This window comes from Streptomyces sp. RKAG290 (assembly GCF_023701695.1).
Classification (GTDB): Bacteria; Actinomycetota; Actinomycetes; order Streptomycetales; family Streptomycetaceae; genus Streptomyces.
The window spans coordinates 6,121,085-6,143,722 of record NZ_JAJOZC010000001.1; the positions used below are offsets into that span (position 1 = coordinate 6,121,085).

Annotated in this window: 18 protein-coding genes and 2 pseudogenes; 11 read left to right on the forward strand and 9 right to left on the reverse strand. The window is 72.3% G+C overall.

Annotation, left to right across the window (positions count from 1 at the left end; all coding sequences use genetic code 11):
* Positions 1–6: 6 nt before the first annotated feature.
* Positions 7–3,369: an AAA family ATPase gene (locus tag LNW71_RS27050; RefSeq protein WP_285802206.1), complete on the reverse strand. Its 3,363-nt coding sequence runs from the start codon at positions 3,367–3,369 to the stop codon at positions 7–9.
* Between the two features lie 241 nt (positions 3,370–3,610).
* Here LNW71_RS27050 and LNW71_RS27055 point away from each other — a divergent pair, with 241 nt between their 5' ends.
* Both LNW71_RS27055 and LNW71_RS27060 read left to right on the forward strand, forming a co-directional pair.
* Entirely contained in the window at positions 3,611–5,005 is a 1,395-nt protein-coding gene (locus tag LNW71_RS27055; RefSeq protein ID WP_250970591.1) for an aldehyde dehydrogenase family protein, read from the forward strand.
* An 84-nt stretch (positions 5,006–5,089) separates the two neighbouring features.
* Positions 5,090–6,169 (forward strand): Zn-dependent alcohol dehydrogenase, encoded by a 1,080-nt coding sequence (locus LNW71_RS27060; protein ID WP_250970592.1) that lies wholly within the window; start codon positions 5,090–5,092, stop codon positions 6,167–6,169.
* A 101-nt stretch (positions 6,170–6,270) separates the two neighbouring features.
* On the opposite strand, the gene ppk2 is transcribed toward LNW71_RS27060, so the two are convergent.
* From ppk2 to LNW71_RS27075, 3 genes are all read right to left on the reverse strand, one after another.
* Complete coding sequence (gene ppk2, locus LNW71_RS27065) at positions 6,271–7,230, reverse strand: polyphosphate kinase 2 (protein WP_250970593.1); 960 nt, start codon at positions 7,228–7,230, stop codon at positions 6,271–6,273.
* A complete protein-coding gene (locus tag LNW71_RS27070; protein ID WP_250970594.1) occupies positions 7,157–8,182 on the reverse strand; it encodes a DMT family transporter in 1,026 nt (341 codons plus the stop codon). The genes ppk2 and LNW71_RS27070 overlap by 74 nt, the downstream gene beginning before the upstream one ends.
* Before the next feature lie 87 nt (positions 8,183–8,269).
* Positions 8,270–8,935, reverse strand: a complete 666-nt coding sequence (locus LNW71_RS27075; RefSeq protein WP_250970595.1) for a TetR/AcrR family transcriptional regulator — start codon at positions 8,933–8,935, stop codon at positions 8,270–8,272.
* A 63-nt stretch (positions 8,936–8,998) separates the two neighbouring features.
* Between LNW71_RS27075 and LNW71_RS27080 the strand changes: the two genes are divergently transcribed.
* From LNW71_RS27080 to LNW71_RS27090, 3 genes are all read left to right on the forward strand, one after another.
* Complete coding sequence (locus tag LNW71_RS27080) at positions 8,999–10,150, forward strand: acyl-CoA dehydrogenase family protein (protein ID WP_250970596.1); 1,152 nt, start codon at positions 8,999–9,001, stop codon at positions 10,148–10,150.
* A 92-nt stretch (positions 10,151–10,242) separates the two neighbouring features.
* Positions 10,243–10,533, forward strand: coding sequence for a YiaA/YiaB family inner membrane protein (locus LNW71_RS27085; protein ID WP_250970597.1), 291 nt, complete (start codon positions 10,243–10,245; stop codon positions 10,531–10,533).
* An 83-nt stretch (positions 10,534–10,616) separates the two neighbouring features.
* Positions 10,617–11,240 carry a TetR/AcrR family transcriptional regulator gene (locus LNW71_RS27090; RefSeq protein WP_250970598.1) on the forward strand — a complete coding sequence of 208 codons (624 nt, stop codon included), beginning with the start codon at positions 10,617–10,619 and terminating at the stop codon, positions 11,238–11,240.
* Positions 11,241–11,292: 52 nt separating this feature from the next.
* On the opposite strand, the gene LNW71_RS27095 is transcribed toward LNW71_RS27090, so the two are convergent.
* Positions 11,293–11,754: a MaoC family dehydratase gene (locus LNW71_RS27095; RefSeq protein ID WP_250970599.1), complete on the reverse strand. Its 462-nt coding sequence runs from the start codon at positions 11,752–11,754 to the stop codon at positions 11,293–11,295.
* A 130-nt stretch (positions 11,755–11,884) separates the two neighbouring features.
* Between LNW71_RS27095 and soxR the strand changes: the two genes are divergently transcribed.
* Positions 11,885–12,385, forward strand: coding sequence for a redox-sensitive transcriptional activator SoxR (gene soxR / locus LNW71_RS27100; RefSeq protein ID WP_250970600.1), 501 nt, complete (start codon positions 11,885–11,887; stop codon positions 12,383–12,385).
* Positions 12,386–12,457: 72 nt separating this feature from the next.
* On the opposite strand, the gene LNW71_RS27105 is transcribed toward soxR, so the two are convergent.
* Complete coding sequence (locus LNW71_RS27105) at positions 12,458–13,069, reverse strand: hypothetical protein (protein ID WP_250970601.1); 612 nt, start codon at positions 13,067–13,069, stop codon at positions 12,458–12,460.
* A 230-nt stretch (positions 13,070–13,299) separates the two neighbouring features.
* Between LNW71_RS27105 and LNW71_RS27110 the strand changes: the two genes are divergently transcribed.
* Positions 13,300–16,140 (forward strand): penicillin acylase family protein, encoded by a 2,841-nt coding sequence (locus tag LNW71_RS27110; RefSeq protein ID WP_250970602.1) that lies wholly within the window; start codon positions 13,300–13,302, stop codon positions 16,138–16,140.
* A gap of 125 nt (positions 16,141–16,265) precedes the next feature.
* Here LNW71_RS27110 and LNW71_RS27115 read toward each other — a convergent pair whose 3' ends face one another.
* Positions 16,266–17,543 carry a DUF1343 domain-containing protein gene (locus tag LNW71_RS27115; RefSeq protein WP_250970603.1) on the reverse strand — a complete coding sequence of 426 codons (1,278 nt, stop codon included), beginning with the start codon at positions 17,541–17,543 and terminating at the stop codon, positions 16,266–16,268.
* Positions 17,544–17,727: 184 nt separating this feature from the next.
* On the opposite strand from LNW71_RS27115, the gene LNW71_RS27120 reads away from it, so the two are divergent.
* Genes LNW71_RS27120 through LNW71_RS27130 form a run of 3 tightly spaced genes read left to right on the forward strand, consistent with a single transcriptional unit; the run spans position 17,728 to position 20,780 of the window.
* Positions 17,728–18,492: an SDR family oxidoreductase gene (locus tag LNW71_RS27120; RefSeq protein WP_250970604.1), complete on the forward strand. Its 765-nt coding sequence runs from the start codon at positions 17,728–17,730 to the stop codon at positions 18,490–18,492.
* Positions 18,489–20,147 (forward strand): class I adenylate-forming enzyme family protein, encoded by a 1,659-nt coding sequence (locus LNW71_RS27125; RefSeq protein ID WP_250970605.1) that lies wholly within the window; start codon positions 18,489–18,491, stop codon positions 20,145–20,147. The genes LNW71_RS27120 and LNW71_RS27125 overlap by 4 nt, the downstream gene beginning before the upstream one ends.
* A gap of 39 nt (positions 20,148–20,186) precedes the next feature.
* The gene (locus LNW71_RS27130; RefSeq protein WP_250970606.1) at positions 20,187–20,780 is read left to right on the forward strand and encodes a TetR/AcrR family transcriptional regulator; all 594 of its coding nucleotides are present in this window, start codon (positions 20,187–20,189) and stop codon (positions 20,778–20,780) included.
* Here the strand turns inward: LNW71_RS27130 and LNW71_RS36575 are convergent.
* Positions 20,719–21,063 (reverse strand): annotated as a pseudogene (locus LNW71_RS36575) (LysR substrate-binding domain-containing protein); the annotation flags it as partial. The gene LNW71_RS27130 and the pseudogene LNW71_RS36575 overlap by 62 nt on opposite strands.
* A 73-nt stretch (positions 21,064–21,136) precedes the next feature.
* On the opposite strand from LNW71_RS36575, the gene LNW71_RS27140 reads away from it, so the two are divergent.
* On the forward strand, positions 21,137–21,301 hold the full coding sequence (locus tag LNW71_RS27140) for a hypothetical protein (RefSeq protein ID WP_250970608.1): 165 nt from the start codon (positions 21,137–21,139) through the stop codon (positions 21,299–21,301).
* 123 nt (positions 21,302–21,424) lie between these two features.
* Here the strand turns inward: LNW71_RS27140 and LNW71_RS27145 are convergent.
* A pseudogene (locus LNW71_RS27145) lies at positions 21,425–22,638 on the reverse strand (acyl-CoA dehydrogenase family protein).

Sequence of the window (22,638 nt, forward strand, 5' to 3'; positions counted from 1 at the left end):
CCGCCCTCAGCCGACGGTCGGCCCGCCCGGCACCCGGGCCCTGTCCACCCGGAACGCCCCGGCCGGATAGGGGAGTTCGGCCGCCAGCGCCGCCGCCCGGTCGAACTCCTCCTGGGCCGCGCCCTGCTGCCCGCTCGCCGCCAGCGCGGCCCCGAGCACCGTACGCGCCTCGGTCTCCGCCAGCCGCTCGCCGACCTGTTCCGCGCGGGCGGTCTCCTCGGCCGCGCGGCGGGCCGCCGCCTCCGGGTGCCCCGAGAGCAGCTCCGCCCAGGCCGCGAGATGGGCGGTGCCCGGACCGCTGTCCCGGGTCAGCAGGGCGAAGGCCTCGCCCGGACTGCCCTCGCGGACCAGGAGTTCGGCCCGCGCCGTGCGGACCTCGTGCACCGCCTGCCGGTCCGCCTGCGCCTCAGCCACCCGGCCGGCCTGGGTGAGCAGTTCCGCGGCGCCCTCCTCGCCGGTCCGGATCCGGACCCGGGCGAGGGCGGCCAGTGCGTACGGGGTGCACCAGGTGGTGCGCGACTCCGTCTCCCGTACCGCTGCCTGCGCGTGCTCCCGCGCCTCGGTGAACTCCCGCAGCAACAGGTGCAGTTCGGCGAGATTAGCGCGCTCGAAGGCGACCGCGGTCGGATCACCGGTGTGCTCGGCGAGCTTCAGGGCGCGCTGCCCCATGGAGACGGCCTCGCCGAGCCGCCCCGACCTGCGGGCATGCTCCCGCAGCACCGAGAGCGTCGTGACCAGCAGCTCCTGGTCCCCGTACGCCTCCGCGTGCGGCAGCGCCCGGTCCGCAGCGAGCCTGGCCTGGTCGAACCGGCCGGCGAGACCCAGCGAGGTCGCCTGCATCGCCAGCGACTGGGCGAGCAGCCCCCGGCGCCCGCTGCCCCGCACGCTGTCCGCGGCGTCCTGTGCGATACGGGCCGAGGCGTGCGCGGCGTCGTACCGTCCGGTGACGAACCGCAGTCCGCCGGCGGCCAGATGGTGCGTGGCCACGGCCAGCGGCGGGGTGCGCGGGCCGGGTGGATAGGTGCGCAGCAGCTCCTCGCCCTCCTCGGTGCCCCGGTACTTCACCAGCACCTGGGTGAGCCGCGCCGCGGCGAGTACCTGCCCGTCCTCGTCCCCCGCCGGACCATGTCGTCCAGCGCCTCGCGCAGCACCGCTGCCGCCTCCCGGTAGCGGGCCATCCGGCGCAGGACGGCCCCGCGATCGATCGATCCGGGCCTGGGCCGCGTCGGCCGCCGACGCGTCGAGCCGGCTGGTCAGTTCGGCGTAGTAGCGGTCCGCGGTGTCGTTGGCGCAGAGGGCGGCCGCGCGTTCGGCGGCCTGTCGCAGATATCCGGTCGCCCGCGGGTCGTCTGCGCGGGTCAGCTGCGCGGCCAGGGTGTCGACGGCGTCGGGACGGTGACGCAGCACAGCCTCGGCGTACGCCGAGTGCAGCTGGCGGCGGCGGGCCGTGGACAGGCCGTCGTAGCAGGTCAGGCGCACCAGCGGATGACGGAAGGCGAGACCGGGCAGCGACCTGCCGCCCACCGTCACCGGCCGTTCGGTCACGACCGAGGCCGTCACTGCCGCGTCCACGGCGTCGGTCGCCTCGGCCGGTGAGAGCGGCGGGTGCAGCCCGTTCCCGGCCACGTCGAGGATCTCGGTGAGCGCCGCACCGCCGCCGGTCACCGAGATCGCCTCGACGACCCGACGGGTGGCGGGCCCCAGCCGGGCCAGCCGCGCGGCCACCAGCTGGCGCACCCCCTCGGGAGCGCTCAGGGCGGCCGGGTCCGCGCCCTCGTGGACGGTGCGGGCCAGCTCCAGAGCGAAGAGCGGATTGCCCAGCGACAGCTCCCACACCCGGTCGAGACCCGTCACGGCCCCCGCGTCCCGGGCGATCGCCAGACACTGCGCGCGGTCCAGCCGTCCCAGTTCGACGGTCTCGGCGAGCCGTCCGCCCACCAGGGCCTCCAGCGCCGCGCGGCGCGGGTCGCCCGCGTCGAACTCCTCGCCGCGGTAGGTGACCATGAACCGCCACCGCGCCCCGGTGGTCGCCGCCCGCCGGGCCAGGTGGCTGAGCAGCTGGTACGACCCGGCGTCCGCGGCCTGCAGATCGTCCAGTACCAGCAGCACCGGGGCGGTCGCGGAGAGATCGCCGAGCAGTCCGGCCGTCGCCCGGAACAGCCGGTCGCGTTCCTCCTCCGGGCTGCGCTCCCGGCCGGCCCCGATCTGCCCCAGCGAGGGCAGCAGCGCGGCCAGTTCGGGGTACTCGCCACCGATCCGGGCCCGCTCCGCCGGTGGCCGGTCGGCCAGCCAGGCGTCCAGCGCCTCGACGAAGACGCCGTACGGGGTGTGGCCCTCGGCGTCGTGACCGGCGCCCCACAGGACGGTGGTGCCCGTGCCCGCCGCCGCACGGGCGGCCTCGCCCGTCAGCCGGGTCTTGCCCACCCCGGCCTCGCCGCCGACCAGCCGCACCGGCGGACCGTCCCCGGCGAGCAGCGTCCGCAGCGCGTCGTCGCGGCCGCGCAGCGGGGGCCCCGCCGGGGTACGGATCGCGGCAGGGAGCACCGGGGAGGCGGAGGCGGGCAGCACGGGCGTGGTGGCGTCCAGCGCCAGCAGGTGCAGCCGTTCGGTCGCCGGGCCGGGGCGTACGCCGAGCTCGGCGTCCAGCGCCTCCCGGCACAGGTGGTACTGGCGCACCGCCTGCCGCCGCAGCCCCTGGCGCAGACAGGCCTCGATCACCACCCGGTGGGCCCGCTCCTCGGCCGGTGCGGCTGCCAGCGCGAGCAGTGCGACCTCGGTCGCCGGCTCGTTCTCGCCGTCCGCGAGCCAGGCCTCGGCCAGGGCGAGCCGTACCCGGTCGTGCAGCGCGGCGAGCCGGGTGCGCCGGGCCTCCGCCCAGGCGGCGTAACGGTCCTCGGGCAGCAGCTCCCCGGTGAACGCCCCTAGAGCCGCGGCGAGCTCCGCGGTGGTGCCACCGGCCAGGGCGCGCTCGGCCAGGACCTCCGCCTCGTCCGCGTCGATCACGACGGTCAGCGGGTCGAGCCGCAGCAGGGTGCCCTCGCCGGTCAGATAGGACGAGGAGGCGCGGGGCGCGAGCTCCGGTTCGATGGCGCGGCGCGCGGCGTGCAGCGCGACCCGCAGGCTGCCCAGGGCCGCGTGCGGGTCGGAGTCCGGCCAGCAGATCTCCATGGCCTGCTCGCGGTGGAGGCTGTGGCCGGGGGAGACGGCGAGCAGTTTCACCAGGGAACGGGCACTCGGGCGCGGCCATTTGTCGGCGAGGGGGACACCACCGTCACGTTCCACCCTGAAGCCGCCGAAAAGGTGCACGCGCAGCACGGGCGGCCCGTCCGGGTTCCTGGGTGCCGTTTCGTGCGGATGTGCTGCTGCCATGAGACCAGTCACTTTAGTCACCGGTACCGGACTCCCGGCCAGGGTGCGGTGCCGGGATCATGGGGAGCCCGGTGCCCGCCGGGCGGCCAGGCCATTCCCCGGTGCCGGCCACCCCGTCGCGGAGCCGGCCACCCCGAATCCGGCGGCCGTGCGTGACCGGCGTCTCTGGCGCCTGAAAACTAACAGCGCTAGTTTGGGGCGCGGACGAGCTCGTCCGTCACCGTGCCCGGGAGGAACAGCCATGAAGGCCCACGACGGTATGTACATCGGCGGCGAATGGCGCCCCGCCGCAGGAACGGACACGATCGCGGTCGTCAACCCGGCGGACGAGCAGGTCATCGCTCACGTCCCGGCCGGCACGGCAGCGGACGTGGACGCCGCGGTAAGCGCCGCGCGCGCCGCCTTCCCCGGCTGGGCCGCGACCCCGCCCGCCGAACGCGCCGCCCGGATCGGCGCCCTGCGCGACGTCCTGGCCGCCCGCAAGGACGAGATCGCCGAGACGGTCACCGCCGAACTGGGCTCGCCGCTGCCGATGTCGCAGATGGTGCACGCGGGCGTGCCGGTGCTCGTCGCGGGCTCGTACGCCGAACTGGCCGCGACGTACGCCTTCGAGGAGCAGCACGGCAACTCCACCGTGCTGCTGGAGCCCGTCGGCGTGGTCGGTGCGATCACCCCCTGGAACTACCCGCTGCACCAGATCGTCGCCAAGGTCGCTCCCGCGCTCGCCGCGGGCTGCACCGTCGTCCTCAAGCCCGCCGAGGACACCCCGCTCACCGCGCAGCTGTTCGCCGAGGCCACCGCGGAGGCCGGACTGCCCGCCGGTGTCTTCAACCTGGTCACCGGCCTCGGCCCGGTCGCCGGACAGGCCCTCGCCGCGCACGAGGACGTCGACCTGGTCTCCTTCACCGGCTCCACCGCAGTCGGGAAGCAGATCGGCGCCACCGCGGGCGGCGCGGTCAAGCGTGTCGCGCTGGAGCTCGGCGGCAAGTCCGCCAACGTCATCCTGCCCGGCGCCGATCTCGCCAAGGCGGTCAACGTCGGCGTGGCCAACGTGATGTCCAACTCCGGCCAGACGTGCAGCGCCTGGACCCGGATGCTGGTGGACGGCGAACGGTACGAGGAAGCCGTCGCGCTCGCCGCGGCGGCCGTCGCGAAGTACGTACCGGGGGAGCGGGTCGGCCCGCTCGTCAACGCCAAGCAGCAGGCCCGGGTGCGCGGTTACATCGAGAAGGGCATCGAGGAGGGCGCCCGCGTCGTCGCGGGCGGACCCGAGGCGCCGCTCGGCACGGGGTACTACGTCAGCCCCACGGTGTTCGCCGACGTCACCCCCGAGATGACCATCGCCCAGGAGGAGATCTTCGGCCCGGTCATCTCGATCCTGAAGTACGAGGACGAGGACGACGCGCTGCGGATCGCCAACGGCACCGTGTACGGGCTGGCCGGCGCCGTCTGGGCCGCCGACGACGCCGAGGCCGTCGCCTTCGCCCGCCGGATGGACACCGGGCAGGTCGACATCAACGGCGGCCGGTTCAACCCGCTCGCCCCCTTCGGCGGCTACAAGCAGTCCGGCGTCGGCCGCGAGCTCGGCTCGCACGGCCTCGCCGAGTACCTGCAGACCAAGTCCCTCCAGTTCTGAGCCGGTTCCTGCCGCCGGATCCTCCGGCGAGTCTCCGAACCGGTTCCCACGAGTCCGCGTCACCGATCAGCAAGGAGCCAGTCCGTGGTCCGCGCCGCCGTACTGTCCGCCGTCGGAGCTCCGCTGGAGATCACCGACATCGCACTCCCGGAGCCCGGCCCCGGCCAGGTGCGCATCCGTCTCGCCGCCGCCGGGGTCTGCCACTCCGACCTCTCCTTGTCCAACGGCACGATGCGGGTGCCCGTCCCCGCCGTCCTCGGTCATGAGGGCGCGGGCACCGTCGTCTCCGTGGGCGAGGGCGTCACGCATGTCGCACCTGGCGACGGCGTCGTACTCAACTGGGCACCTTCCTGCGGAAGTTGCCACCACTGCGGGATCGGCGAGGTCTGGCTCTGCGCCAACGCCCTGGCCGGGGCGGCGAACATCCACGCCCGCACCGCCGACGGCACCGAGCTGCACCCCGGGCTGAACGTCGCCGCCTTCGCCCAGGAGACCGTCGTCGCCGCGAACTGCGTCCTGCCCGCCCCGGACGGCATCCCGCTCACCGACGCAGCCCTGCTCGGCTGCGCCGTGCTGACCGGGTACGGCGCGGTCCACCACAGTGCCCAGGTCCGCGCCGGCGAGTCCGTCGTCGTCTTCGGGATCGGCGGCGTCGGCCTCGCCGTGCTGCAGTCCGCCCGGATCGCGGGTGCCTCGAAGATCATCGCGGTGGACGTCTCCCCGGAGAAGGAGGAGCTGGCCCGGCAGGCGGGCGCCACCGACTACGTCATCGCCTCCGACACCACCCCCCGCGAGATCCGCGGGCTCACCGGCGGCCAGGGCGCGGACGTCGCGATCGAGTGCGTCGGCCGGTCCACCACCATCCGCGCCGCCTGGGAGTCCACCCGCAGGGGCGGCCGCACCACGGTCGTCGGCATCGGCGGCAAGGACCAGCAGGTGACCTTCAACGCCCTGGAGATCTTCCACTGGGGCAGGTCCCTGACGGGCTGCGTGTACGGCAACAGCGACCCGGCCCGCGATCTGCCGGTGCTGGCCGACCACATCAGGGCGGGCCGCTTCGACCTGTCGATGATGGTCACCGAACGGATCGCGCTGGACGGCATCCCGGCGGCCTTCGACAACATGATCGCTGGCAAGGGCGGCCGCGCGCTGGTGGTCTTCTAGGGGCCTCCGTCCGGGGCGGCCAGGCCCGGGTCAGGGAGCGGGGCCCGGCGCCGGGGCATGGCGGCCCGGCATGGTCCGAACCGGAGGCCCGGGGCCGGCTGTCAGGCCTTCGAGGAGTCCGGCGCCCCGGCCTCCGGCCGGTGGGCGGCGAGCCGCCGGGCCTCCATCTCGCCCTGCTCGAAGAGCCGGGAGGCCGGGCCCACGATCAGCGGGTCCGGCTCCCCGACCACCGCCGGGTCCTTGTCCGGGTAGTCGAAGCGGTGCAGCACGTGCCGCATCGCCTCGAGCCGGGCCCGCTTCTTGTCGTTGCTCTTCACCACGGTCCATGGCGCGTCCGCCGTGTCCGTGTGGAAGAGCATCAGCTCCTTGGCCTCGGTGTACGCCTCCCACTTGTCGAGCGACGCGAGGTCGACCGGACTCAGCTTCCACTGCCGCACGGGGTCGGTCTGCCGGAGCATGAACCGGTTGAGCTGCTCGTTGCGGGACACCGAGAACCAGAACTTGACCAAGTGGATGCCGTCGCCGGCGAGCATCTGCTCGAAACCCGGTGCCTGGTGCATGAATTCGAGGTACTCGCGGGTCGGGCAGAACCCCATCACCCGCTCCACACCGGCCCGGTTGTACCAGGACCGGTCGAACAGCACGATCTCCCCGGCGGTCGGCAGATGGGCCACGTACCGCTGGAAGTACCACTGGGAGCGTTCGCGCTCGGTGGGTGTCCCGAGCGCCACCACCCGGGCGCCACGTGGGTTGAGGTGCTCGGTGAACCGCTTGATGGTGCCGCCCTTGCCCGCGGCGTCGCGTCCCTCGAAGAGGATGACGAGACGTTCGTCGTGCTCCTTGACCCAGTGCTGGAGCTTGAGCAGTTCGATCTGCAGGGCGCGCTTGGACCTCTCGTACGCCTTGCGGCGGAGCTTCTCGGCGTACGGGTAGTCCTCGCGCCAGGCGTCACGCGCGCGGCCCTCGGGCGTCACCAGCACCCGGTCCTCAGCGGCCGGTCCCGCCGGCTTCCGCTTCTTCGTCCTCCTGGGGCCGGTCCGCTGCTCGGCTCTCCGCGTCATGACGGGGTCCTTCCATCGGCCGGCCCGGAATCCTGCGCGTCGCACCAGTCTGCGGACGCAGCCGGGAGACCGCCACCCCGGCCAGGCAGAGCAGGCCGCCGCCGACGGTGAGCAGCGCGGGCACCTCGTCCAGCAGCAGCCACGACATCAGCACCACGAGCGCGGGCACCGCGTAGGTCGTGGCGCCCATCTTCCCGGCGGTGGTGCGGGCCAGCGCGTAGGCCCAGGTGGTGAAGGCCAGGGCGGTCGGGAAGAGGCCCAGGTAGACCATGTTGAGCGTCGCGGACAGGGGTGCGTCGGACGCGTCGGAGATCAGCGCTCCGGAGAACGGCAGACAGGCCACCGTGCCGACCAGGCAGCCGAACGTGGTGATCTGCAGGGCCGAGCCGTGCCGCAGCGCGGGCTTCTGGCTGACCACCCCGGCCGCGTACGTCACGGCGGCCAGCAGACAGAGCAGCACGCCCAGGACCGAGGAACTCCCGTGCCCCGACATGGAGAGCCCCACCACCGCGGCGCCGGCGAAGGACACGGCCATGCCCACCACCAGCCGGCGCGGCAGTCCCTCGCCGAGCAGCCGGGCGCCGAGGAGCGCGATCAGCAGGGGCCCGATGTTCACCACCATGGCGGCCGTCCCCGCGTCCACCTGCTGCTCACCCCAGTTGAGCACCACCATGTACAGGCCGAACCACAGCAGTCCGGAGCCGATGATCCCTGGCCAGGCCGCCCGCGACGGCAGCCCCTCGCGCCGCAGGAGCAGGAGCGCACCCAGCGCCAGGGAGCCGGCCAGCAGCCGCCCGAGGGCCAGCGCACCGGGGGAGTAGGCCTCACCCGCGCTGCGGATGGAGACAAAGGCGGAGGCCCACAGCACCACGGTGGTGGCAGCGGCGGCGGTGGCCCGCCAGTCGCGGGGCGCCGCGTCGGTGGCGGCAGCAGGGGTGGGAGTCGTCGTCATGGGGCCGACGCTAAGCGGCGAACGGCTCGGCACCTACCGATTTTCCGCTACCCGGCCGGGCTTCGGTCCGGCGGCCGGGAGCCGGGGTCAGGAGCGCTGCGGCGCCGGCCGGGCTGGTGCCAGCTGTTCGTACTGCAACGCGAGCCCGTCGACCAGGGCCCGCAGCCCGGTCTCGAACGCTCCCTCGTCGACCTGCTGCCGTCGGTCGGCCAGCAGATGGGCCTGGCCGAGGTGCGGATAGTCGGCCGGGTCGTACGCCGTCTCGTCGTCCACGAACCCCCGGGCGAAGGAGCCGAGCGCCGAACCGGTGATGAAGTAGCGCATCAGCGCGCCGATGTACGTGGCCTGGGCGGGCGGCCAGCCCGCCCGGACCATGGCGCCGAAGACCGCGTCCGCGACCCGCAGACCGGCCGGGCGGCGGCCGGGGCCCTGGGCGAGCACCGGGACGATGTGCGGGTGCTCGGTGAGCGCCGCACGATAGGAGACCGCCCAGTCGTGCAGGGCCGCGCGCCAGTCGCGGGCGTCGGACTCGTCGAACATCGACAGATCGACCTGGGCGGAGACGGCGTCGGCGACCGCGTCCAGGATCTCGTCCTTGTTGCGGAAGTGGTTGTAGAGCGACGGCCCGCTGACCCCGAGTTCGGCCGCCAGCCGACGCGTCGAGACGGCGTCGAGCCCCTCGGTGTCCACGAGGGCGCTCGCCGTCGCGACGATGCGGTCTCTGCTGAGGAGGGGCTTGCGCGGGCGGGCCATGCGGCACATAGTAGGGCTCAACCGTAAAACTAGCAGTGCTAATTAAAAGTGGAGGGTCGCACGATGAACCTGGAGCTCAGCGAGGAGCAGGAAGCCGTCCGGCAGCTCGCCAAGGACTTCGTCGCCCGTGACATCGCGCCGCACGTCGTCGAGTGGGACCGGGCCGAGAGCGTCGACAAGTCGATCGTGAAGAAGCTGGGCTCGCTCGGCTTCCTCGGGCTGACCGTTCCCGAGGAGTACGGCGGCTCGGGCGGTGACCACCTCGCCTACTGCCTGGTGACCGAGGAGCTCGGCCGCGGCGACTCCTCGGTGCGCGGCATCGTCTCGGTCTCCCTGGGGCTGGTCGCCAAGACCATCGCCGCCTGGGGCGACGACGAGCAGAAGGGGCAGTGGCTGCCGCGCCTGACCGCCGGCGACGCGGTCGGCTGCTTCGGCCTCACCGAGCCGGGCACCGGGTCGGACGCCGGGAACCTGACGACGAAGGCCGTGCGGGACGGCGACGGCTACGTCATCAATGGCAGCAAGATGTTCATCACCAACGGCACCTGGGCCGACGTGGTGCTCCTCTTCGCCCGCACCAACGACACCCCCGGCCACAAGGGCATATCCGCCTTCCTGGTCCCCACCGACACCCCGGGCCTCACCCGTCGCACCATCCACGGCAAGCTCGGCCTGCGCGGCCAGGCGACGGCTGAGGTGGTGCTGGAGGACGTACGGGTCCCCGCCACCGCCCTCATGGGCCCCGAGGGCAAGGGCTTCTCGATCGCCATGTCCGCACTGGCCAAGGGGCGGATGTCGGTCGCGGCCGGCTGCGTCGGCATCGCGCAGGCGGCCCTGGACGCGGCCGTGGGGTACGCGGCAGAGCGCGAACAGTTCGGCAAGTCCATCGCGAGCTACCAGCTCGTCCAGGAGCTCATCAGCGACATCTCCGTGGACGTCGACGCCGCCCGCCTGCTCACCTGGCGGGTGGCCGACCTGATCGACCGCGGCGAGGACTTCGCCACCGCGGCCTCCCAGGCGAAGCTGTTCGCCTCCGAGGCCGCCGTCCGCGCCGCCAACAATGCCCTCCAGGTGTTCGGCGGCTACGGCTACATCGACGAGTACCCGGTGGGCAAGCTGCTGCGCGACGCCCGGGTGATGACGCTCTACGAGGGCACCAGCCAGATCCAGAAGCTGATCATCGGCCGTGCGCTGACGGGCGTCTCCGCCTTCTGAGGGCGCCGCTCCGCGCCGGACGGGCAGCCTGAGTACCGGACTGAGTACGCGGACGGATGTGGCGTGCGCCACGCCGTCCGATGCTGAGCGGCATGAGTGAGACGACATCGGTCAAACAGCAGAGCACCGCCGCCTTCTACGGCCAGGCCGTCGCGTCCTTCGGGGTGGCGATGGGTGCGGTGGCTCTCGGGATCTACTTCCTCGACGCGGACGCCTGGGTGCGCGGCTTCCTCGCCATCGGCGTCCTCTATCTGGTCACGTCCTGCTTCACCCTGGCCAAGGTCATCAGGGACCGGCAGGAGGCGGGCCAGCTGATCAGCCGGGTCGACCAGGCCAGGCTGGAGAAGATCCTCGCCGAGCACGACCCCTTCCAGAAGCTCTGACGATCTCACCCCGCGGACCCCTAAGCGCTTGCTCAGGTTCGAGGTATGGTGTGCGTCCTGCTGACTGAGAGGGGCTAGTGACGATGAGCACGGCGGAGGAGACCGACGGCGAGAACACGCCGTGGGCCGAAGTGACGCCAGAGGCTGCCCGGCGGCTCCTCGTCGCCGCCGTCGACGCCTTCGCCGAGCGCGGCTACCACGCGACCACCACCCGGGACATCGCGGGCCGCGCCGGCATGAGCCCCGCCGCGCTCTACATCCACTACAAGACGAAGGAAGAGCTGCTCCACCGGATCAGCAGGATCGGTCACGACCGCGCCCTGGCCGTCCTGGAGGCCGCGGCCGACAGCGAGGGCACGGCGGCCGAACGGCTCGCCGACGCCGTGCGGTCCTTCGTCCGCTGGCACGCCGAGCGGCACACCACCGCGCGCGTGGTCCAGTACGAGCTCGACGCCCTGGGCGAGGAGCACCGCACCGAGATCATCGAGCTGCGCCGCCGCAGCGACGCGGTGGTGCGCCGGATCATCGGTGAGGGCGTGACGGCGGGCGAGTTCGACGTTCCGGACGTGCCGGGCACGACGCTCGCCGTGCTCTCGCTCTGCATCGACGTGGCGCGGTGGTTCAACGCGCAGGGCAGCCGGACACCGGACGAGGTCGGCGAGCTGTACGCCGGCCTCGTGCTGCGCATGGTCGCGGCCAAGCGGTGACGTCTGCGCCCCCGGCCTCGGGGCCGGGGGCGCAGACGCGCGGTGGCGGAGCTCAGAAGTAGTACCGCGACACCGACTCGGCCACGCAGGCCGGCTTGTCGCTGCCTTCGCGCTCGATCGTGACGAGAGCGGTGATCTGCACGCCGCCGCCCGCCTCCTCGACGCTCTTCAGGACCGCCGTCGCCCGCAGCCGCGATCCGACCGGCACCGTGGAGGGGAACCGGACCTTGTTGGTCCCGTAGTTGATGCCCATCTTCATGCCCTCGACCCGCATGACCTGCGGTACCAGGGCCGGCAGCAGCGAGAGGGTGAGGTAGCCGTGCGCGATCGTCGTGCCGAACGGCCCGGCGGCGGCCCGCTCCGGGTCCACGTGGATCCACTGGTGGTCACCGGTGGCCTCGGCGAAGAGGTCGACCCTCTTCTGCTCGATCTCCAGCCAGTCGCTGTGTCCCAGCTGTTCACCCACGCCGTCACGCAGCTCCTGCGCGGACGTGAAGATCCTCGGCTCTGCCATGTCCCTGGTCCCTGCCTTCCCGCTCAACCATCCGTCGTCGGCGCTTTCTAAGCGCTTGCTCAGCATGGTTCGCGGGTGCGTTCCTGTCAACGACGAACCGGCCGGGAACGGGCCACGTAGGGTTCGAGGAGTGCCCCAGATCCCACAGACACTCCATGAACTCACGGTCGGCCAGCTCTCCGCGCGCAGTGGCGCAGCGGTCTCGGCGCTGCACTTCTACGAGGCCAAGGGCCTGATCAGCAGCCGCCGCACCAGCGGCAACCAGCGTCGTTACGACCGGGACGCGCTGCGCCGGGTCGCCTTCGTCCGCGCCGCCCAGCGGGTCGGCATCCCGCTGGCCACCATCCGGGACGCACTGGCCGAACTCCCGGAGGAGCGCACCCCGAACCGCGACGACTGGGCGCGGCTCTCCGAGGCGTGGCGCTCCGAGCTGGACGAGCGGATCCACCAGCTCGCCCGGCTGCGCGACCACCTCACCGACTGCATCGGCTGCGGCTGTCTTTCGCTGGAGACCTGTGTCCTGTCCAACCCGAACGACATCTCCGGCGACCGGATCAGCGGCTCGCGGCTGATGCCGGAGAGCAAGGCCGTGGGGAGCAGGGCCGTGCAGCGGCCCTCGGAAGGCAGCTGAGGCTCCCGGCCGTGATGTGTTGCCCGTCCGGCAGCCGTGCGTCGACGGACGCCGGGCGGGCCGCTCCGTTCCTCAGGCCACCGACGCCAGATCGCCCAGCCGGGTCCGCCGGGCCTTCGCCAGCGCCGCCTCGGTGAGCACGGGCTGCGGCACGACGATTCCGCATCCGGTACAGACCGGGCCGGACCCCGGCTCGCGGTCCGGCTCCTGGCGCCAGGCGATCCGGGCCTGCGCGCACACCGGGCAACCGGTGCCCGGCTCCGACTCCAGGGCCGAGATCAGCCGGACCAGCACCTCGGCCAGCGGAGCCGCCGGGTGGCGGGCCGGGTTGTCGCACCGCGCGACCCCGTTCCCGCCCCAGGTGCGCCGGTGCCAGTCGTCGAACGCGCCCGGCCGGCGCAGTCCGTCGTGCTTCTCCCGCCGGCGGCGCTCGGCGAACCCCGCCTCGTAACCCAGCCAGACGGCCCGCGCCGTCTCCAGCTCCTCCAGTGCGCGCATCAGCCGCACCGGGTCGGGGGCCCGGTCCTCGGGCCCGATTCCGTGCCGGGCACACAGGTGATCCCAGGTCGCCCGGTGGCCGTACGGAGCGAAGCGCTCCAGGCATTTGCGCAGCGAGTACCGCCGCAGTGCCAGGTCGCTCCGCGGATCGCGGACCTGTCTCGCAAGACTCCGGAAACCGGCCATTGCGCCGCCACCTCCGTCGCTCGTACTCGGTCGCCGGTACTTCGGCGTCAGGGAATGGACGTACAACTGCCCGGTTCGGCTCCATTCAAGGGTGCCGATGTCCGAAGAGTGAGATGACCGATCGTCATGTGACGGCATGTGGTGATTCGGAAAAGGTGACCGATGTTCACCTTACCGATGGGTCATACCGCCGGTAACCTCCGGCGCATCGGCCTCTCCGAGGAGCATGCATGCCCCCACGCACCGGCACTTCCGCCCGCACCGGCAAGTCCAGAGCCGCCACGATCGCGGCCGTTCTCGCGCTAGGAGCCTCCCTGCTGGCCACCGCACCCCATGCGGGCGCCGCCGAGCCGGACCCCGTACCCGACTACTGCCAAGGACAGTGTGACGACATCCTGCCGCCCGGCGAGAACGGCAACGCCACCCTCGTCGACATTCTCGGCAACAAGACACTCGGTACCCACCCCGCGCACAGCGACGACCAGCTCGACCGCTACGACGGGCTGGTGGCCGGGCACACCGGCCTCACCGACCAGAAGCTGACGGACTTCTTCAACGACGCCTCCTTCGGCGTCGCGAAGGACCAGGTGGAGTCCGTCACCTCGCCCCGCGCCGACGTCACCATCACCCGCGACAAGGTGTCCGGCGTCCCGCACATCAAGGGCACCACCCGCTACGGCACCGAGTTCGGCGCCGGATTCGCGGCCGGTCAGGACCGGCTCTGGCTGATGGACCTCTTCCGCCACATCGGGCGCGGCGAGCTGACCTCGTTCGCCGGCGGCGCACTGGCCAACCAGGGCCTGGAGCAGCAGTTCTGGCCGCAGGCCCCGTACACCGAGGCCGATCTGCAGGCCCAGGTCGAGTACATCAGGACCCATGAGGGCGCCCGTGGCGAACAGGCCATGGCCGACGCCCAGGCCTACGTGGACGGCATCAACTCCTACCGGGACAAGTCGAAGAAGGGCCGCTACTTCCCCGGCGAGTACGTCCTCACCGGCAAGATCGACGCCATCACCAACATCGGCGAGATCCAGCCGTTCCAGCTGACCGACCTGATCTCCATCGCCTCCGTGGTCGGCGGCCAGTTCGGCGGCGGCGGTGGCGGCGAGGTGCAGGCCGCGCTCTCGCTGCTGTCCGCCCAGCAGAAGTACGGCGTCGCCGAAGGCACCGAGGTGTGGGAGTCGTTCCGCCAGCGCAACGACCCCGAGGCCGTGCTGACCATCCACGACGGCACCTCGTTCCCGTACGCGAACAAGCCCGACAAGGCGGTGGGGACGGCCCTTCCCGATCCGGGCTCCGTCACCGCCGAACCACTGATCTACGACCGCAGCGGCTCCGCGGGCACCAACGCGAAGGCCCCGGTCAAGGCCCCTGCCGCACTCAAGAAGGCCCAGGGCATCTACGACGACGGAGTCATCCCGGAGGGCTCGCTCCCCGGCTCCGGCTCCGGCGCCCAGAAGCGCGGCATGTCCAACGCCCTGCTGGTCTCCGGCAAGAGCACGGCGAGCGGGAACCCGATCGCCGTGTTCGGCCCGCAGACCGGCTACTTCGCCCCGCAGCTGATGATGCTCCAGGAGATCCAGGGCCCCGGCATCAGCGCCCGCGGGGTCTCCTTCGCCGGTGTCGGCATGTACATCCAGATGGGCCGCGGCCAGGACTACGCCTGGAGCGCCACCTCGGCCGGCCAGGACATCACCGACACCTACACCGCCCAGCTGTGCGAGCCGGACGGCTCCACGCCCACCAAGAACTCCACGCACTACCTCTTCCACGGCACGTGCAAGGCCATGGAGAAGATGGAGCGCACCAACTCCTGGAAGCCGACCGTCGCCGACTCCACGGCCAAGGGCTCCTACCGGATGCAGGTGTGGCGCACCGACTACGGCATCGTCACCCACCGCGCCACGGTGGACGGCAAACCCGTCGCGTACACCACGCTGCGCACCACCTACCGGCACGAGGCCGACTCGATCATCGGCTTCCAGATGCTCAACGACCCGTCGTACGTGAAGGACGCCGCCTCCTTCCAGCAGGCGGCGAGCAGCATCGACTACGCCTTCAACTGGTTCTACGCCGACTCGCGCACCGCCGCCTACTACAACAGCGGCCTGAACCCGGTGCGTCCCGCCGGCGTCGACCCGGCACTGCCCATCAGGGGCGAGAAGGCGTACGAGTGGCAGGGCTACGACCCGGCCGCCAACACCACCGACCAGGCCCCCTTCGCCGAACACCCGCACTCCAGCGGCCAGGACTACTACGTCTCCTGGAACAACAAGCAGGCCGAGGGGTACGCCTCCGCGGGCTTCGGGCTCAGCGCCGTGCACCGGGCCGACCTGCTCGACGACCGGGTGTCGAAGCTGGTGGAGGAGGGCGGCGTGACCCGCGCCTCCCTCACCCGGGCGATGGCCGACGCCGCGCTCACCGACCTGCGCGGGGAGCAGCTGCTGCCCGAGCTGCTGAAGGTGATCCGCTCCCAGCCGGTCACGGACCCGGAGCTGAACGCGGCGGTCCAGCAGCTGGACTCCTGGCGGGCGGCGGGCGCCCAGCGCAAGGAGAGCAGCCCGGGCTCGCACGCGTACAGCTACGCCGACGCGGTGCGGATCATGGACGCCTGGTGGCCGAAGCTGATCGACGCGGAGTTCAAGCCGGGGCTCGGCGACGACCTCTACGGCGCGCTGACCGCCAACCTCGCCACCGACGAGTCCCCGGCGGCCAGCCACGGGCCGAGCGGAGCGCACAGCGGCTCGGCGTTCCAGTACGGCTGGTGGGGTTTCGCGGACAAGGACCTGCGCCAGGTGCTGGGGCAGCCGGTCAAGGGGCCGCTGGCCAGGACGTACTGCGGCAACGGCGACCTGAGCAGCTGCCGCGCGGCGCTGCTGTCCTCGCTGAAGCAGGCGGCGGCGCTGCCGGCGGCCGAGGTGTACCCGGCGGACGCCAACTGCAAGGCCGGTGAGCAGTGGTGCACCGACTCGATCATCCACCGGGCGCTGGGCGGGATCACGCAGAAGGCGATCCACTGGCAGAACCGCCCCACCTACCAGCAGGTGGTGGAGTTCCCGGCACACCGTTAGGGCCTGCCGTCCGGATCAGGCCGGGGCGCGCGAGCCCGGCCTGATCCGGACCGGGCGGCACCAGCCGCCCCGAAAGGGCTCACGGCCGGGCGGGCCCGCGTGCTGCGGGCCCGCCCGGCCGCACCTCACCGGTACTGCAGATACCGCTTGCGCACCGCACGGAACGCGGCGAGATCCGCCGCCCACGCCCCGACGACCTCATCCGTGTCCGCGCCCGCGTCGATCATCGTGCGGACCCGGGTGTTGCCGGTGAGCTTGTCGATCCAGTTGTCCGGCCGCCAGGCGAACCCGCTCCAGGTCCGCTTCGCCGTCACGAGCAGCGCGATCCCGGTGCGCACCGGGTCGAAGACCTCCCGGTCCTGGACGTGCAGCTGCACCCCGCCCACCGTTTTGCCCTCGAACTTGGAGAACGTCGGCGCGAAGTACGCCTCGCGGAAGGCCACCCCCGGCAGGTCCAGGGCGTTCGCCGCGGCGGCCCACCTGTGGTCGACACCCTCCGCGCCGAGCAGCTCGAACGGCCGCGTCGTGCCGCGCCCCTCGGAGAGGTTCGTGCCCTCGAAGAGGCAGGTGCCCGAGTAGACCAGCGCGGTGTCCGGCGTCGGCATGTTGGGGCTCGGCGGCACCCACGGCAGCCCGGTCGCGTCGAAGAAGTCCGAGCGCGACCACCCCGACATCTTCACAATCTCCAGCTCGGCCGGGCGCTCCGCCAGGAACTCTCCGTTGAACAGCAGGGCGAGTTCGGTGACCGTCATCCCGTGCGCCTGGGCGATCTCCCGGCGGCCCACGAAGGTGCCGAAGGCCGGATCGAGGACCGGCCCGAGCGCGGCCCGTCCCGTCACCGGGTTCGGCCGGTCCAGCACGACGAACTTCTTGCCCGCGAGGGCCGCCGCCTCCATGCAGTCGTACAGCGTCCAGATGTACGTGTAGAAGCGGGCGCCCGCGTCCTGGATGTCGAACACGATCGTGTCGACACCGGACGCCGTGAAGACGTCGGCCAGCGGCTGCCCGCTCTTGAGGTACGTGTCGTAGACCGGCAGCCCGGTCGCGGGGTCGTCGTACCGTCCCTCCGAGCCGCCCGCCTGCGCGGTGCCGCGGAAGCCGTGCTCGGGCCCGAAGACGGCGGTCAGGTTCACCCGCCCGTCGGGGTGCATCACGTCGACGATGTGCCGCACGTCGGAGGTGACCCCGGTCGGGTTGGTGACGATGCCCACCCGCTGGCCCTTCAGGAGCGCGTAGCCGTCCGCCGCCAGCCGGTCGAAGCCGGTACGGAGCCGGCCGTGGCCGCCTCCGTGTCCGTTGCCGTGCGAGGAGCGGGCGGCCGCGGGTCCGGCCGAAGCGGCGGTCGCGGCGAGCGCCCCCACCGCACCGCCGGCGGCCAGCAGTCCACGCCTGGACAGGCTCATTCGGCTACCTCCATGATCGCGATGTGTGTCATGGCCACGCACGCTAGCGCGCGGACCGGCCGCTGGGAACGAGCCGGACGGGACGGCTGTGCCCGGAGTGACGGACGAGTCGCTCCAACCCCTTCCGCGACGACATACCGACTGGTTAGTCTGCTGGGGCAGTCGGCTGAGAGAGGCGGGACCGATGAGTACGGTGCAGGGCGCGGGCGTAGTGGTCACGGGGGCCGGAGGCGGCATCGGAGCCGCGCTGGCCCGCAGATTCGCCGCCGAGGGCGCGCGGGTGGTGGTCAACGACCTCGACGAGGGCAGGATCAAGGCACTCGCGGAGGAGATCGGCGGCACCGCAGTCGCCGGTGACGCCTCACAGATCGTGGACGCCGCCCGGGACGCCCTGGACGGCACCGTGGACGTCTACTGCGCCAACGCGGGCCTCGCCTCGCCCGGCGATGTCTTCGCCGACGAGGAGGTCTGGGCCGCCGCCTGGGACGTCAACGTGATGGCCCACGTCCGCGCGGCCAGGGCGCTGCTCCCGGACTGGCTGGAGCGCGGCAGCGGCAGGTTCGTCTCCACCGCCTCCGCCGCCGGCCTGCTGACGATGATCGGCGCGGCCCCCTACAGCGTCACCAAGCACGGCGTGGTCGCCTTCGCCGAATGGCTCTCCCTCACCTACCGCCATCGCGGCGTCAAGGTCCACGCGATCTGTCCGCAGGGCGTGCGCACGGACATGCTCACCGCCGCGGGCTCGGCCGGGGAGCTCGTGCTCGCCCCCAGCGCGATCGAGCCGGAGGCCGTCGCCGACGCGCTCTTCGAGGCCATGGCCGAGGACCGCTTCCTCGTCCTGCCGCACCCCGAGGTCGCCGGGTACTACCGGGCCCGCGCCAAGGACACCGACCACTGGCTCGGCAACATGAACCACCTCCAGCAGAAGTGGGAGGGGACCGGCGCATGACCGATTCCATCTACGCGGCGAAGCCCTGGCTGCCGCTGCTCAGCGAGGCCCAGCGGGCCCCCGTCCACCCGGCCGAGACCCTGGTGCACGCCTTCCGGGACTCCGTGTCCCGGGCCCCCGCACATCCGGCGCTCGCCTACTTCGACGGGCGCCTCAGCTACCGCGAGACCGACGAGCTCTCCGACTCCGTGGCCGGGCACCTCGCCGCCCGTGGCCTGGAGCGCGGCGACCGGGTCGCGATCATGCTCCAGAACTCGCCGCAGTTCGTCCTCGCACTGCTGGGTGCCTGGAAGGCCGGGGCGACCGTCGTACCGCTCAACCCGATGTACAAGTCCGGCGAGGTCGGCCACGTACTGAAGGACGCCGAGGTCACCGCGCTGATCTGCTCGGACCGGGCCTGGGACTCGTACCTGCGGGACACCGCGGCCGCCGCCCCGACCGTCCGGATCGCCGTCACGGCCTGCGAGCTCGACTTCCAGTCGAAGAACGACGAGCGGGTGCTCGACTTCGCCCGGCTGGCGGCCGCCGAGGACGCCGACGACCTGGTCGCCGTCGCCGGGCAGGGCCTCGCGGCCCCGGCCGGCCGGGAGCTCACCGCCGCCGACGTGGCGCTGATCAGCTACACCTCCGGGACCAGCGGCACCCCCAAGGGCGCCATGAACTCCCACGGCAACATCATGGTCAACGCCGAGCGCCAGCGCACCGGCCACCCGATCGCGGAGGGCTCCGCCTACTTCGCCCTGGCCCCGCTCTTCCACATCACCGGCATGGTCTGTGAGCTGGCCGCCTGCCTCGCCAACGCGGGCACCCTCGTCCTCGCCTACCGCTTCCACCCCGGAGTGGTCCTCGACGCCTTCGCCGAGCACCGCCCCGCCTACACCGTGGGCCCCTCGACCGCCTTCATGGCGCTCGCCGCCACGCCCGGCGTGACGCCCGAGCACTTCGCGTCCTTCCAGGTGATCTCCTCCGGAGGCGCGCCGCTGCCGCCCGCGCTCGTCGAGAAGTTCCGGGAGGGCTTCGGCCCGTACATCCGCAACGGCTACGGCCTCACCGAGTGCACCGCGCCCTGTGCGTCCGTGCCGCCCGAGCGCGAGGCCCCGGTGGACCCGGTCTCCGGCACCCTCTCCGTGGGCGTGCCAGGCCCGGACACGGTCGTGCGGATCATCGACGAGAACGGCGCCGACGTGCCCTTCGGCGAACAGGGCGAGATCGCGGTGCGCGGCCCGCAGGTCGTCTCCGGCTACTGGCGGCTGCCCGAGGCCACCGCCGCCGCCTTCCCGGACGGGGAACTGCGCACCGGCGACATCGGCTTCATGGACCATGAGGGCTGGCTCTACGTCGTCGACCGCAAGAAGGACATGATCAACGCCTCGGGCTTCAAGGTCTGGCCGCGCGAGGTCGAGGACGTCCTCTACACGCACCCCGCCGTCCGCGAGGCGGCCGTCGTCGGTGTCCCCGACCCCTACCGCGGTGAAACGGTCCGCGCCTACGTCAGCCTGCGGCCCGGCGCCTCGGTCGAACCGGACGAATTGGGTGTGTACTGCAAGGAGCGGCTCGCCGCGTACAAGTACCCGCGCGAAGTCGAGATCCTGACCGAACTTCCGAAGACGGCAAGTGGGAAGATCCTCAGGCGGGAACTGCGTTCACCCCGCTAGAAACCGGTTCACGCACTGCACGGAAGGAAGGCGGCGGCTATGGCCAAGGCGATGGACGGGAGCGGCACCCCCGTTCCCCAGCGGCTGCTGGCCGCCGCCACCCGGCTCTTCGCCGAGCAGGGGTACGACCGCACCTCGGTCCAGGAGATCGTCGAGGCGGCCGGTGTCACCAAGGGCGCGCTCTACCACTACTTCGGCTCCAAGGAGGACCTCCTCCAGGAGGTCTACGCCCGGGTGCTGCGGCTCCAGCAGGAGCGCCTCGACGCCTTCGCGGACGCCGAGGCGCCCGTCGACCAGCGGCTGCGCGACGCCGCGGCCGACGTGGTCGTCACGACCATCGAGAACCTCGACGACGCCTCGATCTTCTTCCGCTCGATGCACCACCTGAGCCCCGAGAAGAACAAGCAGGTGCGGGTGGAGCGACGCCGCTACCACGAGCGCTTCCGGGCCCTGGTGGAAGAGGGGCAGCGCAGCGGGGTGTTCTCCACGGCCACGCCGGCGGACCTGATCGTCGACTACCACTTCGGCTCGGTCCACCACCTGTCCACCTGGTACCGGCCGGACGGCCCACTCACCCCGCAGGAGGTCGCCGACCACCTCGCCGACCTGCTGCTTCGCGCCCTGCGGCCGTAGCCGGCCGCGTCAGGACCAGCCGGCCGGCCGGCCCAGCAGCGCCTCCGCCGCCGGGTTGCGCGGCCGGGGCGCCCGGCCCACCAGCAGCACCGTCCGGCCGGGCTCGGGCTGCCGGATGGCCACGCACGGCAGCCCGGCGTCCTCGCCGATCCGGCGCGGCACGATCGCCACGCCGATACCCGCCCGCACGAGCCCGCACGAGATCGACGAGCAGCCGGATCTGGGTGACGTCGCAGGTGATCCGGCGCTCCGGACCGCAGTGCGCGGCCAGTCGCCGCAGCGCCACCGGCTCCGGCGCCGTCGCCTCGCGCATCCCTCTCTTGGACCGAACGGGCAGTCGGGGCGAAGCTGGATATATGGCGCACATCCAGCAGTCCACCCGTGTCCCCGCCCTGTGGCCCGTGGCCTACGGCCCGCACCGGCCCCGGAGCCTCCGCCTCCTCGCGCGGTACCTGCTGCGGGCGAGGGCCTTCGTCCGTGAGCTGGCGCTCGCCGACCACGTGCCGTACGGCGGCTACTGACCACCTGGCGGGCCCGTCCGTCCCGGGAACGAGCCCGCCAGGGAGGCCCTGGGGTCTTTCGTCCGGGTCAGGCCGGATCAGGCACCGGGGCACGCGAGCCCGGCATGATCCAAACGAGAGGCCCTAGAGGTACTTCTTGATCTCGCGACGTGCCAGGGACCGCTGGTGCACCTCGTCGGGGCCGTCCGCCAGCCGCAGCGTCCGGGCCGCGGCCCACAGTTCGGCCAGCGGGAAGTCCTGGCTGACCCCGCCCGCCCCGTGCAGCTGTACGGCCTGGTCCAGGATGCCGACCACCGCGCGGGGGTGGCGATCTTGATGGACTGGATCTCGGTGTGCGCACCGCGGTTGCCCACCGTGTCCATCAGCCAGGCGGTCTTCAGGACCAGCAGCCGGAGCTGCTCCACCGTGACCCGGGCGTCCGCGATCCAGTTCTGCACCACGCCCTGCTGGGCGAGCGGCTTGCCGAAGGCGTTCCGGGCCACCGCCCGGCGGCACATCAGCTCGATGGCGCGCTCGGCCATGCCGATCAGCCGCATGCAGTGGTGGATGCGGCCCGGCCCCAGGCGCGCCTGCGCGATGGCGAAGCCGCCGCCCTCCTCGCCGACCAGGTTCGTCGCGGGCACCCGGACGTTGTCGAAGACGACCTCGGCGTGGCCGCCGTGGGAGTGGTCCTCGTAGCCGTACACCTGCATGGCGCGCTTCACCACGAGACCCGGGGTGTCGCGCGGCACGAGGATCTGCGACTGCTGGCGGCGGATGTCGTCGCCCTCGGGGTCCGTCTTGCCCATCACGATGAAGATCGCGCAGTCCGGGTTCATCGCCCCGGAGATGTACCACTTGCGGCCGTTGATGACGTAGTCATCGCCCTCGCGGGTGATCCGGGTCTCGATGTTGGTCGCGTCCGACGAGGCGACCTCCGGCTCCGTCATCGCGAACGCGGACCGGATCTCACCGGCGAGCAGCGGCTCCAGCCACTGCTTCTTCTGCTCGTCGGTGCCGAACTGTGCGAGCACCTCCATGTTCCCGGTGTCCGGAGCCGCGCAGTTCAGGGCCGTCGGAGCCAGGTGCGGGGAGCGGCCGAGGATCTCCGCCAGCGGGGCGTACTGGAGATTGGTCAGCCCGGCCCCGTACTCGGCGTCCGGCAGGAAGAGGTTCCACAACCCCTGCTTGCGGGCCTCGGCCTTCAGGTCCGCCACGATCTGCGGGGTGTCCCACGGCGACGCGAGGTGCTCGCGCTGCTCGTCCGCGGTCTGCTCGGCCGGGTAGACGTGCTCGTCCATGAAAGCGAGCAGCTTGGCGCGCAGCTCTTCGGTACGGGCGTCGAATGCGAAGTCCAT

Excerpts from the sequence above, each read along its gene's own strand:
- LNW71_RS27050 (WP_285802206.1), bottom strand. The coding sequence starts at position 3,369 with ATGGCAGCAGCACATCCGCACGAAACGGCACCCAGGAACCCGGACGGG.
- LNW71_RS27080 (WP_250970596.1), top strand. The coding sequence starts at position 8,999 with ATGAACCTGGAGCTCAGCGAGGAGCAGGAAGCCGTCCGGCAGCTCGCC.
- LNW71_RS27090 (WP_250970598.1), top strand. The coding sequence starts at position 10,617 with ATGAGCACGGCGGAGGAGACCGACGGCGAGAACACGCCGTGGGCCGAA.
- LNW71_RS27095 (WP_250970599.1), bottom strand. The coding sequence starts at position 11,754 with ATGGCAGAGCCGAGGATCTTCACGTCCGCGCAGGAGCTGCGTGACGGC.
- LNW71_RS27105 (WP_250970601.1), bottom strand. The coding sequence starts at position 13,069 with ATGGCCGGTTTCCGGAGTCTTGCGAGACAGGTCCGCGATCCGCGGAGC.
- LNW71_RS27130 (WP_250970606.1), top strand. The coding sequence starts at position 20,187 with ATGGCCAAGGCGATGGACGGGAGCGGCACCCCCGTTCCCCAGCGGCTG.
- LNW71_RS27115 (WP_250970603.1), bottom strand. The coding sequence starts at position 17,543 with ATGAGCCTGTCCAGGCGTGGACTGCTGGCCGCCGGCGGTGCGGTGGGG.
- LNW71_RS27055 (WP_250970591.1), top strand. The coding sequence starts at position 3,611 with ATGAAGGCCCACGACGGTATGTACATCGGCGGCGAATGGCGCCCCGCC.
- ppk2 (WP_250970593.1), bottom strand. The coding sequence starts at position 7,230 with ATGACGCGGAGAGCCGAGCAGCGGACCGGCCCCAGGAGGACGAAGAAG.
- LNW71_RS27085 (WP_250970597.1), top strand. The coding sequence starts at position 10,243 with ATGAGTGAGACGACATCGGTCAAACAGCAGAGCACCGCCGCCTTCTAC.
- LNW71_RS27120 (WP_250970604.1), top strand. The coding sequence starts at position 17,728 with ATGAGTACGGTGCAGGGCGCGGGCGTAGTGGTCACGGGGGCCGGAGGC.
- LNW71_RS27070 (WP_250970594.1), bottom strand. The coding sequence starts at position 8,182 with ATGACGACGACTCCCACCCCTGCTGCCGCCACCGACGCGGCGCCCCGC.
- LNW71_RS27110 (WP_250970602.1), top strand. The coding sequence starts at position 13,300 with ATGCCCCCACGCACCGGCACTTCCGCCCGCACCGGCAAGTCCAGAGCC.
- LNW71_RS27125 (WP_250970605.1), top strand. The coding sequence starts at position 18,489 with ATGACCGATTCCATCTACGCGGCGAAGCCCTGGCTGCCGCTGCTCAGC.
- LNW71_RS27075 (WP_250970595.1), bottom strand. The coding sequence starts at position 8,935 with ATGGCCCGCCCGCGCAAGCCCCTCCTCAGCAGAGACCGCATCGTCGCG.
- LNW71_RS27140 (WP_250970608.1), top strand. The coding sequence starts at position 21,137 with ATGGCGCACATCCAGCAGTCCACCCGTGTCCCCGCCCTGTGGCCCGTG.